The sequence below is a fragment of the Clostridium sp. DL-VIII genome (genome assembly GCF_000230835.1).
Lineage (GTDB): Bacteria > Bacillota > Clostridia > Clostridiales > Clostridiaceae > Clostridium.
Genome location: NZ_CM001240.1, coordinates 5,819,734 through 5,841,278 on the forward strand (window position 1 = coordinate 5,819,734; position 21,545 = coordinate 5,841,278).

The window sequence follows — 21,545 nt, forward strand, 5'->3', positions numbered from 1 at the left end:
AATCCCCCACTAAAATGTGGCTTCTATTTTTTCTTTTGGTTTACTTCTCATAAATACAACTAATAGCAATGCAATTCCAGTTGCAACAGTTGCTCCTGAAATAGCATAATCTATCCCATCAACATAAGCCTGCCTATAAATAAATTGAATAATTGTATATATTGTTGTGCTATTTGCATCAACTTGTGAATATGCGTTTTGAGTATATAAGCCTATAATTTGATTAATAACTCCACTTGCTGCTATGTTGAATGGTGTTATCTGCTCTGACAATCTTTCATAATTCAAATCACATCTGCTCTGTATCATGGTTGTCATAATTGTCACCCCTAAAGCTCCTGCAATCTGCTTAATCGTATTGTTTAGAGAAGATGCTTGTCCTGCAAGTTTAAGCTCAACAGCATTTAAACCAAATGTTGTTACAGGCATGAAGGAAAGTCCTATTCCTATACTGCGTGCTGTCATTATTGTCTCTATATAAAGCTTACTCGTATCTACATCTATAAATGCCAGCTTATATGAAGTAACCATTAGCAATGCTACTCCAATAATACATGGAATTTTCGCACCAATTTTATCAAAGAGCTTGCCACTGATAGGCATCATAAGTGCTTGTCCAAGGGCAGATGGCAATAAAATTATACCTGTCTCCATAGCCGTATATCCTCTTATGTTTTCTAAAAATACCGGCATAACATACATTCCTCCCATCAATGCAAACATTAATATACTTTGGATTATTTGACTTATTCCAAAATCAAAATTTTTTAAAACACGTAATTCCATTAATGGGTTTTCATTACCTAATTCATTTATTATAAATAGTATTGCACAAAAAGTTCCAACCACTATTAAAATCGGATTTTTTATATCTTCCCAATCTATATTCGCCCCCTCACCTAGAACATATAATATACTAACCATAGCTATAGTAGAAGTTATAAATCCAATATAATCAAACTTTTTAAATATATTTTTTCCAGTATCTTTTAATAAAATCAATGCCATAAATGTTCCTATTATGCCTATTGGAACATTTATATAAAATATTATTCTCCAATCAAGCTTCTCAATGATATATCCTCCAAGGGTTGGTCCTATTGCTGGGGCTGATAATGCCGCTATTCCCCATACTCCTATTGCAGTTCCTCTCTCCTTAGCTGGAATCGCCTGCATCATCATCGTCATACTCACAGGCATTATCATACCTCCTCCTAAAGCCTGTATAATTCGAAATACTATCATAGCTCCATTGCTCCAAGAGAGACCACATAAGAATGATCCCATAGTGAAAGTTGCAATAGCAAATACAAATGATTTCTTTGTTCCAAAAATTTCACTAATATATCCAGTAACCGGCACTACAGCACCTAAAGTAAGTGTGTAGGCTGTTAATATCCATTTAACATCCTCTAATGATGCACCGAATACTGACATTATTTTAGGAATTGCTATATTAACAATACTAGTATCTAATGAAGCCATAAAAGAGCCTATTATTAACACAGTTATCATGGACCATTTATTAGAAGTGTCTTTTGTTTTCTCCTCCATAATATTGCCCTCCATTATCTTATATGAATTTTAATAACTGCATTAGTACCCGGCAGCAACTCATTATCAGCTTTATCAATTTCAATCTTGACTGGAATTTTTTGAACTACTTTTGTAAATGTGCCACTGGCTGACGATGGAAGAATTGAGAATGTAGAGTTTGCCGCTTCCCCTACATAATTTACTTTTCCTTTAAATAATTTTCCTTCAATTTGATCTATTGAAATATCTACAGGTTGTCCTTCTTTTATTCTTCCTAATTTAGTTTCCTCTATATTTGCAGTAATATATAACTTTTGTGGATCAACAATCATTGCAATAGATTGTCCTGCTGCTTCAATCTCCCCTATATTTCCAACCTTTTTAATGATAATGCCACTAATTGGTGCTCTTATTATGGATTGATCTACGCTTGAGTCTGGAAGGCTTCCCATTTCTTGTCTGCCTAAAATTTGATCTTGCAATACCCTATCTCCCTCCTCTATATTGAATTCAAGAAGTTTTCCTGAAATCTGTGGACTCACCTTAATAATATCTCCTGTAACTCTTGCATCGTCTGTTGTAACAAAATAAGCATTGTTATACCAATAATAATATCCTATACCTATAAGTGTTAGCAGCATAACTGCAAATACAGCAATCATTAATATCTTACGCTTTCTATTCATCTAATTTTCACCTCCTATTCTTCTATTCCTACTTCAGCAAACATTCCTGGCTTTAAAAGTGGATTTTTCTCTTTAAATAAGACTTTTACCAAAACACTTTTATTTTTAGAATCTATTACTGGATCTATCACTGATATTTCTCCATCAAATTCTTTGTCTGGTACTTCTGAAATTTTAATCTTGACTTCCTGATTAACAGATATTTTATTAATATCTGTTGAAGGTACATATGAATTTACTATGATGGTATCTAAATTAACAATTGATAATAATATAGTTCCAGCTGTAGCTAATTCCCCTTCATTAATATTCTTAGCAGTAATAACTCCAGATATAGGAGACTTGATTACTCCATTTTCTAATTGAACTTGTGCTGTATTTAAAGCTGCTTGTGCACTTTTTACTTGTGATTCTGCAATTGCTATACTTTCAGATGTTTCACCTTTATTTAACATATCTAAAGCTGCTTGTGCTGATTTATACGTAGCTTCTGCTGTTACTAAAGCTGTTTCACTTTGCTCAAGTGCTGACTTAGACATTCCTTTTGCATCGAAAATAACTTTATTTCTTTCATTAGTAGTTTTAACATTCTCATAATTTGCTTTAGCACTTTCAACCGCTGCCTCAGCTTCTTCTATTTGCTCGGGCCTTGACCCACTTTTAACCTTATTTAAATTTGCTTGAGCTACCTCTACTGCTGCCTGGGCCTGCTGAGCTTCAGCTTCCATATCCTTAGAATCCAAAGTAATTATTGAATCACCTTCACTTACTGCATCACCAACATCAACATTCATACTCGAAACTCTTGCATTAATTTTGGATGTTATGGCTGCACTTTCATCTGCTTCAACTTTACCTGACATAAAATAATTTATCTTCTGATCTGGAATAATAGCGGTTTCATCAATAGTTGTATTGTTATTTTTATTATTACTACATCCACTTATATTTGAAGTAACTAATAACATCAAAACCATTATCCATAAAATACATTTTTTCATATTATTTTGCTCCTTTAATTATTATTAATCCTTCCTACAAGCTATATATTAATCGGCTTGTACTTTCCTTTCAATAATTAATGATAATGGTTATCATATCTTAACTTACATTTATTTATTATTTTGTTTGATAACTTATACATTTTAAAATATTGATTGTAAAAAATTTAATAAGATAGGCTATAAATTACTATTACTCCTCTATTCATTAGCTTTTTCCAAAATAAAGTTGTATAGTATAATTAGTATTAATTACCATTCAGTGCGAAATTCGAGGTGATCATATGTCAAATAAGCTTGATTTACGTGTATTAAAGACGCGAAAAAATATAAAAACATCGTTTGTTAACTTATTACTAGTTAAAGATTTTAAGGATATTACAATTCAAAATATCATAGATGAAGCATTGATAGGACGATCAACTTTTTATGATCATTATTACGATAAATACGATTTACTTACGCAATTGGTAGAAGAGACACTAGATGATTTTAGAATATTTATTAATAGTAGATTCATTTTAAAATCTCATGAAGATTTTATCTACTTTTTTTCAAACTTGATAGAATATTATTCAAAGCAGCGAAATGCATTCTTAGCATTATTAAAAGTCCATACTGAGTCTGTTGATTTATATAGAAGTTTGTTTAACATATTAAAGGACGGTTGTTCCTCATACTTTGATAATATAAACATTGAACTTAAATCTAAAATTCCCAAAGAATTCTTTTGCCGTATGTATGCTTCAACTGCTATTACTTCAATTCAATGGTATATAGAGAATGATGAAAAATATACTCCTGAATATCTAATGGAATCATTCGATACATTGAAAACATTGGTTTCCAGCTTACTTTAAAATATGATTATCAATATTCCAGTTATTACATAAGATTTGTTTCTTTTACATAAACCAATTATAATTAACGCAAAAGAAATAATAATGATATAACCACTTTCTTATACTTCACACTTTTCTACTTTTACGGACTAAATTCTCACAAAATACTATTAAAACAACAACTGCACTTAAATAAATATCTAAGTGCAGTTGTTGTTATTTATATACAATGTTTCATCTTAGTATTTGTTTCGCCCTTTAAGAAAATATAAAAACTTTTAACTGTATTCTTAATAATGGAGAAGAGATTTTATTAGAATATGAAGTAATAATTCACACATTAACTGATACTTCAAAGCTTAGTTTGATGGCTTAAACCTGCAGGATTAAGTATTTTCTTGCATTAACGTTATGAAGGACTTTAATGCTGGAGAAATCCATTTGTCCTTATGGCAAATAACTTGTGTCCTAATATCAAAAGCTGGTCCACTCCAATTAAGTTCTATTAACTGTTTGCTATCCAATTCATTAAGAACAGTAAACCGTGGAAGTAATGTTATACCAAAACCCAAAATAGTAAGCTGCTTAATTGTTTGAATATTACTAGTTTCTAAGGTTATTTTAGACGTAACCTTTGTATCTGATAAAATTTTTTCAAAAATACTTCTGAAGAAGCATCCTTGTCTGGTAAGTAACAGTGGATGTTCTGACAAATCTTCGGAGCAAACACTGCCCTTTTGTAGTAAAGGGTGGTTAGGAGCAACTAATAACGATACTGGTTCTTCTTGACTGGATTTTATAACAAATTCAGGATAAGATATTTCCGAATCTAGTAAAATTGCTACATCAATTTGGTTATCCCGCAATAATGATTGTAGTTCCCGGGAATTACCGGTTTTTAGAACAAGTTCAACCTCAGGATAAAGTTCATTGTATTCTTTTAGAATGTTAGGAAGTTTAAAAGCGCAAATAGATTCAACCACACCAATAGAAAGGGTTCCTTTGATAATATTTGAATCAGAGGCAACACCTTTAGCATTTTCCCAGATATTGAGCAATTGTTTGGCGTATAAAAGAAATTCTTTTCCTTCAGAGGTTAAGAATATTTTTTTGCCAATTCTCTCAAATAATTGAATACCTAATTCTTTTTCTAGTAACTGAATTTGAGAAGTAATAGATGACTGTACATATCCCAATACATTTGCTGTTTGAGTAAAACTATTCAATCTTGCAACAGCTGTAAAGGTTACTAATTGTTTCATATCCATATTTTTCACCCTTTGTTATCGAAATTATTAATTATAATTACAAAAACTATTCACTAAACTAATTAATATGCTCATAATAACATAACCTTAGAAAAAAATCCATGACCACAAGAACATTTACAAGGTCATGGATTTTATTAGATTTTCACACAATTGTAATTTTATTGAACCAGTTGTCCTGTGGAATGATTAAAAATTTAAGCTGATACCTTTTTTAGAACTAATATGAAATAAAAACATTGTTAAACTTATACAACAAGCGATTAGCATTATAAAAGGCCAAACTGCAGTTATACCAAATTTATTTATATACCCACCCATGGAAAGTATGCCAATAGCTCTTCCTAATGAGTAACAAATGAACATTAAGGAGGAGTAACGTCCTCTCATTTCTTCATTACTATTGTTTGCAAGATATACTCCAAAGTTTGTAGAATTTAGTATTTCTCCAATAGTCCAAAAAATTGTAGACAATATGAAAAGAGGAAAATGCCTAGAGAAGCCTATCATTCCAAAACCAATAGCGTATAAAATACCTCCAAAAGTTATATTAATAAGAGAGGATTTTTTTCTCATTAAATAGGTTATTACGGCTGTTAGTGAAACAACTGTAATTGCATTAATACTCATCAAGTAACCGAAAAATACAGGACCTTTACCATCGAATAAGCTATTTAACATAAGTGGCAATGAAAAACTGTTTTGTGCGTAGATAAAACTATACATTAAATACATAAATAGAAAAAATGTGATTTTATAGTTTGTTTTTAACTCATGTATAAAGCCTGGCTTATTTTTGGTGTTAACTTTTAAATTTCTTTTCCCTTCATCTTTTATATTAAATACCACTAGGCCCACTGCGGCAAAAGAAGTAGCAGCATCGCAAATAAAAAACAATTTTAAATAATTATTAAACATAAACCCAGCTAAAAGTGTTCCAAGGGATACACCTAAATTCACCCCTAAATACAAAAGGGATTGTCCAGTTTTTCTTTTATTTGGAGGTAAAAAGTCATATAACATTGTATTTACTGTTGGCTTAACAGATGCGCTAAAGAAAGCCGATAGGAAAATTAAAATAACGATCCATATTTTGTTATTTATGAAGACACATGATAATATACATAATCCCGATAATGTTTGGGATAAAATATATGTGCCCTTTCGACTCCAATAATCAGAGATAATACCTCCCAGCATAGAACCTGGAATCTGCAATAGAACTATGCAAGTTACCAGTATGCTAGCTGTTTTTGAATTGAATTGTAATTTATTAATTAGAAACATTGCTAAAAATGGGACAACAAAATCACCAAGTCTATTTATTAATTGAATCCAAAATAATATATATACGTTTTTTGGTAATCCTTTGTAAAGTTTTATAAAATTAAACATTTGTATCTCCTTTATTTAGTGCTTTAAAAATTGTTTAATAGATGTGCCATGAAATTATATACAAATATAAGTTAAGGAGATTGTAGTCAAATTTTCTAATATATATATATCCAAGGCTAGACTAACTCCAGAATAATTATACTCCTTGATCATCATTAGCTATGGAGTATTAATACCCTAGTTCTTCTCCAATGACTAATACGGTTATATTGCTTTGCAGAGGCTTTCGTTTAATGACAGAATAAACTCTGCATCCCCTGGTACTACTATGACAATCCATGCAAACTCCTGTTTTAATACAAGGATTGTCCCAATTTAATTTTTTTATGTTCAATGGTGCAGCTATAGTTTCATTTCTATTGAATGCTTCTTCAGTGTCACGGCATATTTTATTTACTCCAGCAGCTATTATAACCTTTTGAGGACCAAAGGTCATTGCGCTAACCCGGTTACCAACACAATCAATGTTTACCAATTCCCCATCCAATGTTATTGCGTTACTACTGCAAAGGAACAAATCACAAGTAAGTTGCTGCCTTCTTATAGCTTGTTTTTCGTCTTTCGAAAGTGCAGGGTTATTGTGATCTAGGACAATTGCCTTTTTATCTAACGCCTTTTTTTGAATTCCCATTTCATAAATTGTTGCTGAACCGCCAAAACCGATTTTATCTCCTTCTTTGATGTAATCCATAATATATGTAGTTGCCTCCACTGAAGTTTCAAAATAAATTGCATCAAAGAAATTGTCTTTTAGAGATTCCACAACCCGTTCTCCAATTACTTTATCATGCCATTTTTTATTATCCATTATTATTCCTCCTGATTATATATAGTTTTATTAACTTATTGTCATGGACTCCAAGTGATTTTAATTATAATATTGATATTTTTAATATTTATATAATTTAATTACTCTCCTTTGCACATTTATGATATCATAGGGTATTGTATTAGTAAAATTAATAGTTTTGATTACATCGTTCGAAATAATCGATCGATATGCAATGTCGTAACATAACACTTACCTTAGGCGTAAAACTAGTTCGTTCATTAATTGGGTACCGACAGCAAAATGCGAATTTACAACGTTAAGGAATAAAAAGCTGTAAATTGAATAATCAGTTTTATTTATAGCATAAAAATAAAAAGGCAATAATGCCTTTTTCAGATTGTAGACAAAAAGCATTTTCTTCTCGGTAAGAAAATGCTTTTTGTTAATTTTAAGATGTTATTTATTAAGATTTTTCCTAATAAAATGCTAAAAGTGCTATCGACGCGATAGCCACCGTTCTTTTTCCATAAGTGACTTGCTATCTTTTTTAAATTCATGCACGCAAAAGTAAGCGTAACCTCCATTTTCATTTTGGCTAAGCCTCTTAAGTGTGTGTATCTCATACTGTGCTTTTCCTTGGCATCAGCGAAAACTCTTTCTATTGTTTCTTTTCTGCATTTATAAACAGAGTTTACGTACCTGTCATGTCTAAAATGATTTGCTTCCTCAAGATAATTCTCCCAAACATGTCTAGTTACAAGTTTTTGATAATTTTTACTGCTTGTGCATTTATTTATGTTTGGGCACTTTTTACATTCGCATGGATTAGATTTATATTCTCTGTATCCCTCTCTATTGGTAGTGCAATATTTTAATATTTTGTCATTCGGACAAATATAAAAATCATTATATTCATCATAAACATATTCATACTTTTTGAAAAAACTATCCTTCGTCATCGGTCTTTTATATGGAAGTGTAGGCAAAATATTATCATCAAATAATGTTTTACATATGTAAGGTGTTATATATCCCGCATCCATAGCTATTGCTAGGATGTCGTTAATGCAATACTTTTCTTTCAAACTTTTGTATAAATCAATAAATCCAACACTGTCATGTACATTCCCGGATGTAACATGAAAATCTAATATGTAGTTATTGTTATCACAAGCAGTATGAGCTAAATAGGCAAAACATTTTTCTTTATCACTTATAAAACATGCCACTATCCTTATCAGTAGTACTTTCCAGAATTACCTTCGTGTCGGCTGATTTTTCAGTTTTTTTAAAGGCTTCTTGTCATGTATTTCCCTATCTTCATCAATTTCTTTTTCCAATTGATCTTTATACTTTTTAGCTTCTGTTTCAATTTCCTTTTTAGTGTATTTTCTCTTATTAGCACTAGCTTTTATATGAATAGAATCTATGTATATCTCAGATAAACTTATGAATCCATGTTTATCAGCTTCCTCTAATATTTTAGTGAAGATCACATTAAATAAATCAGTATCTTTAAATCTTCTTTCGTAATTTTTATTGAAAGTTGAAAAATGAGGTATTTTCTTATTAAAGGAGTATCCAATAAACCATCTATATGCTATGTTCATTTCAATTTCTCTTATCGTTTGTCTCATCGATGGAATACCAAACAAATACTGAGTCATAATAATTTTAATTAATACTACTGGATCAATGCTTGGCGCGCCGAACGCAGAGTATAACTCTGCCACTTCATCATATATAAAGTTAAAGTTATTGCATTATCAATTTTCCTAACTAAGTTATTTTTAGGAACTAAGGCGTCTACGCTATTAAATTCAATTTGAAATCTATTATCTACATCTTTTCTTGTCATCATTTTTATCCCCCAATGTAATTTAAATTGAAAAATTAAAAGCTGTCGACTTTGTCGACAGCCTGAGAGAAGTAATATAATATCTCATATTACTTCTCTTACTCTCAATTATTATATACTTTTAACTTCATGAATGGTCTTTAATTTTTATTTATGATATTTAAAAATTACGTTATATAATTTTCATTATAATCCTAACGCCATTTTGACTTCCTTTACATGAGATCTACTCACTGGGATCTCATCTTTTTCGGTATTATCAACTATTAATTTATAAGTTCCATTAAACCATGGATAAACTTCTTTTACCTTCTCAAGGTTAACAATATAACTTCTATGACATCTGAAAAAATTAGTTTTCTCAGATAACTCCTGTAAGGTTTTTGACGTATAATAAATTTCTTTATCTGCTTTAATGTAATTTTTTTCTCCTTCAGAATAGCAAAATGAAATCTTATTAATATCAATGAGAATTATCCTTCCATTATTTTCACACGGAATTCTTTTTAGACTTTTAGCCTGATCTAATTTATCTAATATGCAGACAATATTATTTTCATTTTTACTATTGATGGTACTCAATGCACAATTTAATGATTCTATTATCCTCTTTTCATCATAAGGCTTTAATATATAATCATATATTTTAAGTTCAAAGGCTTTTACCGCATAACTATCATATGCTGTTAGAAAAATTATAATTGTATCTGGTAACACTACTTTTATTTCTTCTGCTAACTCTACCCCACTTTTCCCTGGAATATTAATATCAATAAAAACGATTTCCGGCTCTTCACTTTCTATTAATTTTAATGCACTTATTCCATCATATGCTTGTCCTGCAACTCTGAATCGGCTATCCTTTGATACTATATATTTGAGTTCATCATTAGATATTTTCTCATCCTCAACTATTATTATTTTGATTTGATCTAATAATCTCAATTCAATCCCCTCCACTATATTTATCTCGGAATATAAAAGTTAACATTGCTGCCATTACTTGAACTTACTATATTTAATTTGCATTCCTCTCCATATAAAAATTTAAGTCTGTTATTTATATTTTCAAGCCCAATTCCTGTAGATGTTGATTTCTCTGTATATCCAAATCCCACTCCATTATCACTAATTTCAATATAAATTTTATCTTCATTATCTCTAATAGAAATTGATACTTCTCCTCCATCAATTTTTTTTAAAATGCCGTGTTTAATAGCATTTTCTACAATTGGTTGAAGTAAAAGTATTGGAAATTTTATATTTAACAGGCTTTCATCTATTGAGAATTTCACCAATAATCTATTTGAAAATCTAGCTTGTTCAATTGCTATATATGCTTTAATTAACTTTAATTCTTTCTCCAATGTAGAAAAATCCCCCTCTATTTCTAAAGTGCTTCTAAAATAATTAGAAAGGTTTAATATTAAATCTTTTGCTTTTTCACCATCAGTTCTACAATAAGCACTTATAACATTGAGAGAATTAAATAGAAAGTGTGGCTCTATCTGTGCTTTCAAAGCTTTTAATTCTGCTACTTTATTTTCTTCCTTTAATTTAATTAGGTTAACTTCATCATCCACTAATCTTTTTGAACTTTTAATTGCTGTAATTATTAAAAAAACTCCTATTGGATTTATAATTATCATAGATAAAGCTATTGTTTTTTCAAGTTCTATTGCTGCATTTAGATCACTTGAAAATATTAAAATAATAATCATTTGAGTAATTTCCGCTATTACTGCTGCTAATCCTGCAATCAATGGACTTAATCTTTGTTTCTTAAATAATAGCCTAAAACTTCCTCCAATTGCGCCTTCCACAACAGTTGATAGAGAACAAGCTAAGGCTGTAAATCCTCCAAAAGAATATCTATGTAATCCACTTATGCATCCTACTATTATTCCAATACTCGGCCCTCCTAAATATCCTGCTACTATTGCTCCAATAGGTCTGCTGTTAGCTAATGAATTATCAGTAATGTATATACCAAAATAAGTTCCTAAAATAGCTAGTATTGAAAATATAATGATAATGATTGCCTTATCCTTACGATCATACTTATCTTTTACTAAATGTTTCATAATACTAGTCTGTAAGATAATAAATGTAAACACTGTTATAAGTGCCATTTTTTCTAACATATTTAACATTAACATACTATTCCACCCTTTATTAGTCTACAGTTAGTGAAAAAAATCTCTATAGAAATTTCTTCATTAAATCTCATAATCATCAATTCTTAATTCTTAACTGGTTTACTTTTTAATAATTCATTAGTAATAATAATTACAGGTTATATATACAACTAATAATCCTACTTTTATTATACTATGCTATAATAAAATCTCAAATTTTACTTTATTATGTATTATATTACTGCTAGTCACCCCAATATTTTGCTACTTTATCTTTAAAATATGATATTTCACCTATAATATATACTTATCATAACCTTTAGCTGATAAATTATATAAAAAGAAAACATTTACAATAAAGGGGATGTAAATATGAATTCAATTGTTTTAGTAATTATAGGTGCATTAATTTTAATTCTTGGGTATAGACTTTACGGTGCTTTCATTGCTGCAAAGGTATTAGCTTTAGATGAAACTAAAAAAGTTCCATCTGAGATATATGCTGATGGAAAAGATTATGTACCAACAAATAAGTGGGTACTTTTAGGCCATCACTTTGCTGCTATTGCAGGTGCTGGACCTCTTATTGGTCCAGTTCTAGCAGCGCAATTCGGATATCTTCCTGGAGCCCTATGGATATTAATCGGTTCTGTTGCTGCAGGAGCAGTACATGATATAGTAATGCTATTTGCATCAGTGAGGTTTGATGGTGAATCTATAGCTGAAATTGCAAAGCGTACTTTAGGAAAAAGAATTGGTTTCATAACTTCTATTTCTGTTATTTTTATTCTTATAATTACAATGGCAGGTCTTGGTTTACCAGTTGTTAATTCTCTTTACAACAGTCCTTGGGGAACCTTCACTGTTGGTGCTACTATTCCAATTGCTATTTTTGTAGGTATATATTTAAAATATATCAGGCCTGGCAAAATAGCTGAAGCAACTGTGATAGGAATGGTATTAATAATGCTTGCTGTTATCTTTGGTCCACAAATTGAAGGAACAGCTCTTGGACATTTTTTAACTCTTGATATTAAGCAATTATCAGTAATACTAGTTATATACGGTTTCTGCGCTGCTGCTTTACCTGTATGGTTATTATTATTACCTCGTGATTATTTAAGTACTTATATGAAACTCGGAGTAATAGGGGCTTTAGTTGTTGGAATAGTATTAGTTAGACCTAATTTGCAAATGCCTGCAATAACTCAATATGTTAGCGGTGGTGGTCCCGTTGTAAATGGTAAAGTATTTCCATTTTTATTTATAACAATAGCTTGTGGAGCACTTTCTGGTTTTCACTCACTCATAAGCACAGGTACTACTCCAAAATTGATTAAAAATGAAAAAGATATCCTTCCAATAGGCTATGGCTCGATGCTCCTTGAAGCCTTTGTATCCTTAATGGCTTTGATTGCTGCTACTGCTCTACCTACTGCTGATTATTTTGCAATAAATTCTTTGCCTGATGTTTTTGCTAAATTAAATTTAGTTCCTCAAGATCTAGGAATGCTTGAAAGTCTAGTTGGTGAAACACTTGCAGGAAGACCTGGAGGTTCTGTATCTTTAGCTGTTGGTATGACATATGTATTTCATAATTTACCTGGTGCATCAACCCTAATGTCTTACTGGTATCATTTTTGCATAATGTTTGAAGCATTATTTATACTAACAACAATAGATTCAGGTACAAGAATAGGAAGATACTTATTACAAGATCTTTTTGGTAAAATGTACAAACCATTGGCTAATAGAGACTCAAAATTCAATCTTGTTTTCTTTAGTGCTTTAATGTCCATCACATGGGGATCATTGCTTTATAGCGGCAATATTTCGACTATCTGGCCATTATTTGGAGTAGCTAATCAGACACTTGCTGCAATAGCCTTTGCAATTGGTACATCTGTACTTATTGAAATGGGAAAGAAGAAATATACTCCTATAACAATATTGCCTATGATATTTATTTCAATAACAACATCAACAGCTTCCATTGAGAATATATTTCAAAATTATATTCCAAACGGAAAGACTACTTTAACTGTTTTATCCTTTATAATACTTGTTATGCTAATCATTATTTTATATGAATGCATTAAATCTTGGATGAAAAACTGGAATAAATACTCTGATGATAAAATAACCGCTGCTAAAAATACTATATAGAAACGAAATATAAAATACTAACAAAAAAGTTCTACTAACCAATTTACGATTTGGTTAGTAGAACTTTCTAATTTATATACCTATATCTTAAGCATTATTTTTTCTCAGGTTCTTTATATTGAACACCTTTTGTATCAACAGTAATTGATGTAATTACAACATCCTTTTTAGGTGCATCAGCTGAGTTTGTCTCTACATTTTGTATCTTATCTACTACATCCATGCCTGAAATTACTTTTCCAAAAGCTGCATAATCTCCATCAAGATTTGGTGCATCTCCTGACATTATAAAAAACTGACTTCCTGCACTATCAGGATCTTGTGTCCTTGCCATGGAAAGAACACCCTTTGTATGCTTCAGACCATTCGGAAAACCATTTGATGTGAATTCACCTTTTATTGAATATCCAGGTCCTCCAGTTCCATCTCCTTTTGGATCTCCTCCTTGAATCATAAAGCCTTTAATTACTCTATGAAATTTCAAGTTATTATAGAAATTTTTGGCTCAACACTAAAAACTGTGCTTGACATAAAATAATTATAAAATTAAATGAAAAATGCATTCAAATTCCTGTATTCTATAAGTGACTAATCCAATAGAATTGAAGGAGTTTAAATGCAATTACAGGATATCACTAATATATTAAATTTACAAGGAATAAATGTTATCAATTTTATCTATGGTTTTGAAGATAGAATTTGTATTGAAATCCAACCTACAGAATATACTCAACCTTGTCCGTGCTGTAAGAGTTTTAAAATAATAAGACGAGGCTCATCTGGAATTAGAAGAGTAAGGCATCTTCCTATATTTCAAAACGAGGTAATATTAAAGGTTCCTAAAATAAGAATGTCCTGTAAGGATTGTAATGCCTCTTTTTCATGGCAATATTCATTCCTGACTGGAAAGAGTCGTTATACTAATGAATTTCAAGAGTTTATTGCAACTAAAGTACCAGGAGCAACGGTTATTCACTGTGCTAGAACATTGAAAATACCATATTCTACAGTTGAAAGAATATATAAAAATTATATTGACTATGTTGTTCCACAATTGCAAGCAAAAGTTATATTAGAAAGTTCTAACACTAACAAGCTTATACTTGGAATGGATGATTTTGCTATAAGGAAAGGACATAGTTATAATACTGGAATTCATGACCTTCGTAACGGAACATTACTTGAAATAATTCCAGGAAGAAAACTTGAAGAGCTTAGAAGTCATAAGACTGTAAATCCAGAACTTTTTGAGCTCCGACCTTTTGCTATAGTAATGGATTTGGCTCCATATTATCACACATTTGCAAAAGAAGTATACCCAGATGCTATACGTATTGCGGATAGGTTTCATGTTAATAGCTATACTATGGAAGCTCTTAGAGGCGTAAGAAAACGCATAAGTTGTGATTTAACTCCTGCGGCACGGACAGTATTGAAAAGAAATAAATCAGTACTTGAAAAACGGAATGAATATCTTACATCAAAAGAGGTTGAGATGCTCCAGCAGTTGTTGTCATTATCACCTGACCTAAAAGCAGTATATGAGTGGAAAGAGGAACTTATTGAGTGGTATGACTGTTGTTCAAGTGTTATACAGGCAACAAATGTATTTGATAAATGGTGTAAAAAAGGACATTCACTAAATATACCTGAGGTAGAACGTGCTTTGGTTACTTTTGAAAACTGGAGACAAGAAATAATTAACTATCATCATTGTAGATATACCAATGCCGCTGTTGAAGGTAGAAACGGTAAAATTAAAGCAATTCAACGCAGACACTATTTTACAAGGAATAAAGACTACTACAAAGGAAGAATTTTATTAGAATGTAATAACCATTTCTTGACAGCTTAAGCTGTCAAGAACATATTTTGGTGTTGAGCCAAATTTTTATTTGCTAAATCTATAAAATTATTGACTGTATTTGGAGCAGTCTCTGGATATAATTCTGCTTGGATAACACCATATCCGTCTACTGTTATAGTCGCTATGGGCAAGTCCTTACTCTCGCTTGATGGACTGTTCTCATTACTTTCACTTGTTTTAGATTGAGTATTAGATTCTTCTTTATTATTAACAATTCCACAGCCAACTAGCACAAATAAACATGTTAACATTGTTATTAGAATAAAACTAAAATATCTTCTTACCTTCATATTTCTTCCACCTTATATGTATATTTAATATTCTAAGTATACCATAATCTTTCAAATCCTTCATAACGTTATACATAATAAATCTACATTAAAATTCTTTCTACTTATTAGAAATACTTTATTAATGATACCTATTAATTAATTCACTCTTTAAATAAATATATTATTACATTTTATAAAGACTCTTTAATAGCTCTATTTCCTTTGCATAACCTTCTAACTCATTTGGTGTTTCAAGAAAAAATGGCAGATTGCAAAGTTTTGGATGATTAATAATATTTTTAATTCCTTCTATCCCAATAGAGCCTTCTCCTATTTTTTGGTGCCTATCCTTATGACTTTCAAATGGATTCATACTGTCATTTAGATGTATTGCACATAATTTATTTAATCCAATCTTTTTATCAAATTCTTCTAATACACTATCTAGGTTATTTACAATGTCATATCCTCCATCATACACATGACAAGTATCAAGACAGACACCCATCTTATCTGATAGTTCTACCCTGCTTAAAATCTCTTGCAATTCATCAAATGTACGTCCAATTTCAGTACCTTTCCCTGCCATTGTTTCAAGTAAAACAGTTGTTGTCTGCTCTGGTTTTAATACTGAATTTAACATATCTGATATATATTTAATTCCAATTTCTGTTCCTTGTTTAACATGGCTTCCTGGATGAAAATTATAAAAGTTATTTGGTATGTATTCCATTCTTACTAAATCATCTTCCATAATTTCTCTTGCGAAACTTCTTGTGTTTTCATCTGCAGAACAAGGATTTAGAGTGTATGGTGCATGAGCTAGTATTGTAACAAAATTATTTTCCTTAGCTAATTTTAGGAATTCTTCTACATCCTTTTCATCAATTGCTTTTGCTTTACTTCCTCTTGGATTACGAGTAAAAAATTGAAATGTATTCCCTCCTAGCTTAATAATTTCTTCTCCCATATTTTTAAAACCTTTTGATGCTGATAAATGACATCCTATCTTTAACATTTTATTACCTCCAAAAATAAAACTACACTATGGTATAATTAACATACTTATAGTGTAATTTATTTTTACTGTTTTGCATATAATTAATCTTCACTTCTAATTGTATCATTTATCATAATGCTCATTAAATCATCCAGAGATACATTTTCCAATCCTTTTGGCATTTTAAAGTTAGGATCTCTTAGATCTCCTCCCATTTTATTTATAATTTGCTTTGCCTTCTCTTCATTTGGACCATCTACATTTACAATTACCCTATAATTTGCATCTGCAATTTCTTCAAATCTTCCCATGCCGCTTACCATTGGACTTGCAGCTGCCATTGGACCAAGCCTTGAATCACTTAAACCCTCGTCACTTCTAAGTACATAACTCGATAAACTCCCAGTACTACTATCAGTAGTTGGAGTATTCCCCCCTGGATTATCAACTCCTGTATAATGCTCATTTATATCTGCTACTGCATCTGTTATACCAACTTTTTTTAACGTTTCTACTGCCTCATTAGCAGCTTTAATTCCACTGAAATAACCTTCTATTTTCATAAAAAATACCTCCAACTTTATTAATTAAGTTAAAGGTATTTTTTCACTATTTGTTAACTATTATTCTTAAAATAATATAAGGGTATGTTTTTTATGATTTAAAATGCTTATTAGCATATCACAAAATACTTATCTTATATTGTAATAAGTTCATACTCTTTATTTCCAAGTCCTAATTTTACTGCATAATCGACTGCAACCTTCCAATCAGTTTCAGGGCTGACATCAGTAAAGTGGTCATGATGCTCACAACCATTTTTCTCAAGAAGGCTTCCACTCATTACAGGCTGATTGTTTACTGCATCAGCACATGCAATATCCAAGGCAACCGGATCAAAAGATGCGAACATTCCAACATCAGGAACAATTGGTACATCATTTTCTGCATGACAATCACAATATGGAGATACATCAATTACCAAACTAATATGGAAATTTGGTCTTCCATTTAATACTGCCCAAGCATATTCAGCTATTTTTTTATTTAATATGTCATTAGATTCATCTGATGCAGGCATAACAGCATCCATAGGACAAGAGCCTATACATCGTCCGCAGCCAGTACACTTATCGTGATTAATGGAAGCTTTTTTCTCCTCAAGAGTAATTGCACTATGTGCGCAATTCTTAGCACACATTCCACAACCAACACATTTATCTTGAGAAACACTTGGCTTTCCGCTGCTATGCATTTCCATTTTTCCAGCACGTGAACCGCAGCCCATACCTATGTTTTTCAAAGCTCCACCAAATCCAGTTAATTCATGTCCTTTAAAATGATTTAAAGAAATAAATACATCTGCATCCATAATAGCATGTCCTATTTTAGCTTCTTTTACATATTCCCCACCAATAACAGGAACTAAAGCTTCATCGGTACCCTTTAATCCATCGCCTATTAATATATGACAGCCTGTTGAAAAAGGGCTAAATCCATTTGTATAAGCAGAATTCAAATGATCAAGAGCATTTTTTCTTCCACCTACATATAAAGTATTACAATCTGTCAAAAATGGCATTCCGCCTAATTCTTTAACAGAATCCACTATAACTTTAGCAAAGTTGGGACGTAAAAATGCTAAATTTCCAGGCTCTCCAAAATGAATTTTGATTGCTGTGTATTTTTTATCAAAGTCAATTTGATCAATTCCTGCAGCTTTAACTAAACGTTTTAATTTCTGTAATAAATTTTCATTTCCAGTTACTTTCATATTAGTAAAATAAACTTTTGACTTCTCCATTTCAAAATCCTCCTAATAATACATATATTACATAAAGATACACTTATTATTATATTGTTTCGAGTTAACTCTAAGTCAATAGCAAAATTAAAAACAATGGCTAAAATGAAAAAGTAACTTCTTGATTGCAATACTAAATTCTTGATTAATGACTTTAGTATTGCACTATTTTTTGATACAAGGTGATACAATTTATATGTAAGTGGATTCCTCTAATATTATTGGAGGTAATTATAGTGAATAAGAATTATGATTGTAAACATCTAACAACAACTCAACGCATTGTGATTGAAAAAGGTCTATTAGACGGTGAATCCTTTGCTGCTATCGCTAGAAAGATAAAAAAACATCCTAGCACTGTTGCAAAAGAAGTTAAAAAATATCGTTTTTTTCCTGAGAGAGATGGAGCTAAAGCAAAGCTTGCATGTGCCCTCAAAAAAAACTGTCAGATTCGCTTCTTATGTGAAAGAAAGGATTGCGTTAAACTCTGCAAGAGCTGCTATAATCCGTCCCGCGAAGCAGACTGTAAAGAACTTTGTCCTGATTACACTATAAAAGTATGTCCTAAAATTCAAAAAGCTCCTTATGTCTGCAACGGTTGCCAAAAGATTAAAAGGTGTACACTTCAACACGCACTTTATTCTGCACAACGGGCTGATATGGCTTCTCAGGAACTTTTAGTTTCATGCAGAGACGGAATTAATCAATCTCCAGCTGACATCACTATACTAGATAATATAATTTCACCTTTGCTTAAACAAGGACAATCAGTCGCTCATATTTATGCCCATCACGGTCACGAAATACCTTGCTGCCGCAGGACGCTTTATAACTATATCGATAAAGGTGTTTTTACCGCTAAGAACATTGATTTAAGGCGTCGCGTACGCTACAAATGTAAGGAACGTAAAAAAGGTACAAGGATTAGCCTTTCTGCAAGGGAATTTCGTATAGGTCGCACTTATGACGACTTTTCTACCCTACTTAAAACCAAACCAGAATCTCAGGTTGTAGAAATGGACACTGTGGAGGGCGGTCGTGGGAACAGCAAACAAGTCTTTTTAACCATGCTTTTCCGCAACTGTTCTCTAATGCTAATTTTTGCACTTGCTGAAAAAACTCAAGAGTGTGTAATTGAGGTATTTGATCTACTTTCTGAAAAGCTTGGAATCAAAATATTTAACGAGCTTTTTCCAGTCATTCTGACTGATAATGGCACTGATTGATAATATCATTAAAAATAACTCTGTATTAAATAAAAAAGATAGCCATATCAGCTATCTTTTATCTTACCTCGCAACGTCCTACTCTGCCACACAGTCTCCCATGCAGTACCATCGGCGCTATAGACCTTAACTTTCCTGTTCGGAATGGGAAGGAGTGTTACCTCTATGCCATCATCACGAGATCTATTCAATTGAAAGATTTTGTTCTTTCAAAATTGCACATAGTTACTTAATGTATTTACAACTTGATTATATTGGTCAAGCCCTCGACCTATTAGTATCAGTCAGCTAAATATGTTACCATACTTACACCTCTGACCTATCAACCTTGTAGTCTTCAAGGGGTCTTACTAGCTTATGCTATGGGAAATCTCATCTTGAGGTGGGCTTCACACTTAGATGCTTTCAGCGTTTATCCCTTCCCGACTTAGCTACCCAGCTATGCTTCTGGCGAAACAACTGGTACACCATAGGTCAGTCCATCCCGGTCCTCTCGTACTAAGGACAGCTCCTCTCAAATTTCCTACGCCCGCGACGGATAGGGACCGAACTGTCTCACGACGTTCTGAACCCAGCTCGCGTGCCGCTTTAATGGGCGAACAGCCCAACCCTTGGGACCTACTTCAGCCCCAGGATGCGACGAGCCGACATCGAGGTGCCAAACCTCCCCGTCGATGTGAACTCTTGGGGGAGATCAGCCTGTTATCCCCGAGGTAGCTTTTATCCGTTGAGCGATGGCCCTCCCACGAGGTACCACCGGATCACTAAGCCCGACTTTCGTCCCTGCTCCACTTGTAAGTGTCGCAGTCAGGCTCCCTTCTGCCTTTGCACTCTTCGAACGATTTCCGACCGTTCTGAGGGAACCTTTGGGCGCCTCCGTTACATTTTAGGAGGCGACCGCCCCAGTCAAACTGCCCACCTAACAATGTCCTGTCACCAGTTTCATGGCATCCAGTTAGAACTTCAATACTATCAGGGTGGTATCCCAACAACGACTCCTCCAAAGCTGACGCCCTGGTATCCCAGTCTCCCACCTATCCTGTACAGACAATACCGAAATTCAATGCTAAGCTACAGTAAAGCTCTACGGGGTCTTTCCGTCCAATCGCGGGTAGCGAGCATCTTCACTCGCACTACAACTTCGCCGGATTTGCAGTTGAGACAGTGCACAAGTCATTACGCCATTCGTGCGGGTCAGAACTTACCTGACAAGGAATTTCGCTACCTTAGGACCGTTATAGTTACGGCCGCCGTTTACTGGGGCTTAAGTTCATACCTTCGCTTGCGCTAAGTATTCCCCTTAACCTTCCAGCACCGGGCAGGCGTCAGCCCCTATACATCAGCTTTCGCTTTAGCAGAGACCTGTGTTTTTGTTAAACAGTTGCTTGTGCCTATTCTCTGCGACCTACGTTTCCGTAGGCACCCCTTATTCCGAAGTTACGGGGTCAATTTGCCTAGTTCCTTAACTGCAATTCTTCCGTCGGCCTTAGGATTCTCTCCTCATCTACCTGTGTCGGTTTGCGGTACGGGCACTACTTCTCTCTCTAGATGCTTTTCTTGGAAGCATGGAATCAGATACTTCGGTTCCGTGGAACCTTCCCCATCACGCCTCAGAATTGTTGGAACGGATTTGCCAATCCCAACTCCCTAAACGCTTAGACTAGCATCCAATAGCTAGCACATCCTATCCTTCTTCGTCACACCCTCGATATTA

General features: G+C 32.6%; 15 protein-coding genes, 2 rRNA genes and 3 pseudogenes (1 of these 20 running past the window's edge). 4 read left to right on the forward strand and 16 right to left on the reverse strand.

Features of this window, described 5'->3' with window-relative positions; all coding sequences use genetic code 11:
- Positions 1-9: 9 nt before the first annotated feature.
- From CDLVIII_RS26430 to CDLVIII_RS26440, 3 genes are read right to left on the reverse strand one after another with little or no spacing between them, the layout of a single operon-like run.
- A complete protein-coding gene (locus CDLVIII_RS26430) occupies positions 10-1,554 on the reverse strand; it encodes a DHA2 family efflux MFS transporter permease subunit (RefSeq protein WP_009172560.1) in 1,545 nt (514 codons plus the stop codon).
- A gap of 14 nt (positions 1,555-1,568) precedes the next feature.
- A complete protein-coding gene (locus tag CDLVIII_RS26435; RefSeq protein ID WP_009172561.1) occupies positions 1,569-2,222 on the reverse strand; it encodes an efflux RND transporter periplasmic adaptor subunit in 654 nt (217 codons plus the stop codon).
- 14 nt (positions 2,223-2,236) lie between these two features.
- Positions 2,237-3,223 (reverse strand): efflux RND transporter periplasmic adaptor subunit, encoded by a 987-nt coding sequence (locus CDLVIII_RS26440; protein WP_009172562.1) that lies wholly within the window; start codon positions 3,221-3,223, stop codon positions 2,237-2,239.
- Between the two features lie 284 nt (positions 3,224-3,507).
- Between CDLVIII_RS26440 and CDLVIII_RS26445 the strand changes: the two genes are divergently transcribed.
- Positions 3,508-4,083 (forward strand): TetR/AcrR family transcriptional regulator C-terminal domain-containing protein, encoded by a 576-nt coding sequence (locus CDLVIII_RS26445; RefSeq protein WP_009172563.1) that lies wholly within the window; start codon positions 3,508-3,510, stop codon positions 4,081-4,083.
- A 368-nt stretch (positions 4,084-4,451) separates the two neighbouring features.
- Here CDLVIII_RS26445 and CDLVIII_RS26450 read toward each other — a convergent pair whose 3' ends face one another.
- The 6 genes and pseudogenes from CDLVIII_RS26450 to CDLVIII_RS26475 all read right to left on the reverse strand — a co-directional run bounded on the left by CDLVIII_RS26450 (position 4,452) and on the right by CDLVIII_RS26475 (position 11,517).
- Positions 4,452-5,333 carry a LysR family transcriptional regulator gene (locus tag CDLVIII_RS26450; protein ID WP_009172564.1) on the reverse strand — a complete coding sequence of 294 codons (882 nt, stop codon included), beginning with the start codon at positions 5,331-5,333 and terminating at the stop codon, positions 4,452-4,454.
- A gap of 189 nt (positions 5,334-5,522) precedes the next feature.
- Entirely contained in the window at positions 5,523-6,728 is a 1,206-nt protein-coding gene (locus CDLVIII_RS26455; RefSeq protein WP_009172565.1) for an MFS transporter, read from the reverse strand.
- A gap of 169 nt (positions 6,729-6,897) precedes the next feature.
- Positions 6,898-7,536 (reverse strand): lactate utilization protein, encoded by a 639-nt coding sequence (locus tag CDLVIII_RS26460; RefSeq protein WP_009172566.1) that lies wholly within the window; start codon positions 7,534-7,536, stop codon positions 6,898-6,900.
- Between the two features lie 356 nt (positions 7,537-7,892).
- Positions 7,893-9,358, reverse strand: a pseudogene (locus tag CDLVIII_RS30305) (IS1182 family transposase).
- A gap of 186 nt (positions 9,359-9,544) precedes the next feature.
- On the reverse strand, positions 9,545-10,303 hold the full coding sequence (locus tag CDLVIII_RS26470) for a LytTR family DNA-binding domain-containing protein (RefSeq protein ID WP_009172567.1): 759 nt from the start codon (positions 10,301-10,303) through the stop codon (positions 9,545-9,547).
- A 20-nt stretch (positions 10,304-10,323) separates the two neighbouring features.
- The gene (locus CDLVIII_RS26475) at positions 10,324-11,517 is read right to left on the reverse strand and encodes a LytS/YhcK type 5TM receptor domain-containing protein (RefSeq protein ID WP_009172568.1); all 1,194 of its coding nucleotides are present in this window, start codon (positions 11,515-11,517) and stop codon (positions 10,324-10,326) included.
- Between the two features lie 351 nt (positions 11,518-11,868).
- On the opposite strand from CDLVIII_RS26475, the gene CDLVIII_RS26480 reads away from it, so the two are divergent.
- Entirely contained in the window at positions 11,869-13,662 is a 1,794-nt protein-coding gene (locus CDLVIII_RS26480) for a carbon starvation protein A (RefSeq protein ID WP_009172569.1), read from the forward strand.
- 94 nt (positions 13,663-13,756) lie between these two features.
- Here the strand turns inward: CDLVIII_RS26480 and CDLVIII_RS26485 are convergent.
- Positions 13,757-14,158 (reverse strand): annotated as a pseudogene (locus CDLVIII_RS26485) (peptidylprolyl isomerase); the annotation flags it as partial.
- 120 nt (positions 14,159-14,278) lie between these two features.
- Here CDLVIII_RS26485 and CDLVIII_RS26490 point away from each other — a divergent pair.
- Positions 14,279-15,517: an ISL3 family transposase gene (locus CDLVIII_RS26490; protein ID WP_009172570.1), complete on the forward strand. Its 1,239-nt coding sequence runs from the start codon at positions 14,279-14,281 to the stop codon at positions 15,515-15,517.
- Between the two features lie 38 nt (positions 15,518-15,555).
- Here CDLVIII_RS26490 and CDLVIII_RS26495 read toward each other — a convergent pair.
- From CDLVIII_RS26495 to CDLVIII_RS26510, 4 genes and pseudogenes are all read right to left on the reverse strand, one after another.
- Positions 15,556-15,819: pseudogene (locus CDLVIII_RS26495) on the reverse strand (peptidylprolyl isomerase); the annotation flags it as partial.
- A 166-nt stretch (positions 15,820-15,985) separates the two neighbouring features.
- Entirely contained in the window at positions 15,986-16,819 is an 834-nt protein-coding gene (locus CDLVIII_RS26500; RefSeq protein WP_009172571.1) for a deoxyribonuclease IV, read from the reverse strand.
- A gap of 83 nt (positions 16,820-16,902) precedes the next feature.
- On the reverse strand, positions 16,903-17,364 hold the full coding sequence (locus tag CDLVIII_RS26505) for a hypothetical protein (protein ID WP_009172572.1): 462 nt from the start codon (positions 17,362-17,364) through the stop codon (positions 16,903-16,905).
- Positions 17,365-17,498: 134 nt separating this feature from the next.
- Positions 17,499-18,605 carry a DUF362 domain-containing protein gene (locus CDLVIII_RS26510; RefSeq protein ID WP_009172573.1) on the reverse strand — a complete coding sequence of 369 codons (1,107 nt, stop codon included), beginning with the start codon at positions 18,603-18,605 and terminating at the stop codon, positions 17,499-17,501.
- 236 nt (positions 18,606-18,841) lie between these two features.
- Here CDLVIII_RS26510 and CDLVIII_RS26515 point away from each other — a divergent pair, with 236 nt between their 5' ends.
- Positions 18,842-19,831: a helix-turn-helix domain-containing protein gene (locus tag CDLVIII_RS26515; RefSeq protein ID WP_009172574.1), complete on the forward strand. Its 990-nt coding sequence runs from the start codon at positions 18,842-18,844 to the stop codon at positions 19,829-19,831.
- Positions 19,832-19,896: 65 nt separating this feature from the next.
- Here the strand turns inward: CDLVIII_RS26515 and rrf are convergent.
- Together rrf and CDLVIII_RS26525 are read right to left on the reverse strand one after the other, a co-directional pair.
- Positions 19,897-20,013, reverse strand: a 5S ribosomal RNA gene (rrf, locus tag CDLVIII_RS26520).
- Between the two features lie 72 nt (positions 20,014-20,085).
- Positions 20,086-21,545: ribosomal RNA gene (locus CDLVIII_RS26525) — 23S ribosomal RNA — on the reverse strand; it runs 1,450 nt beyond the window's last position.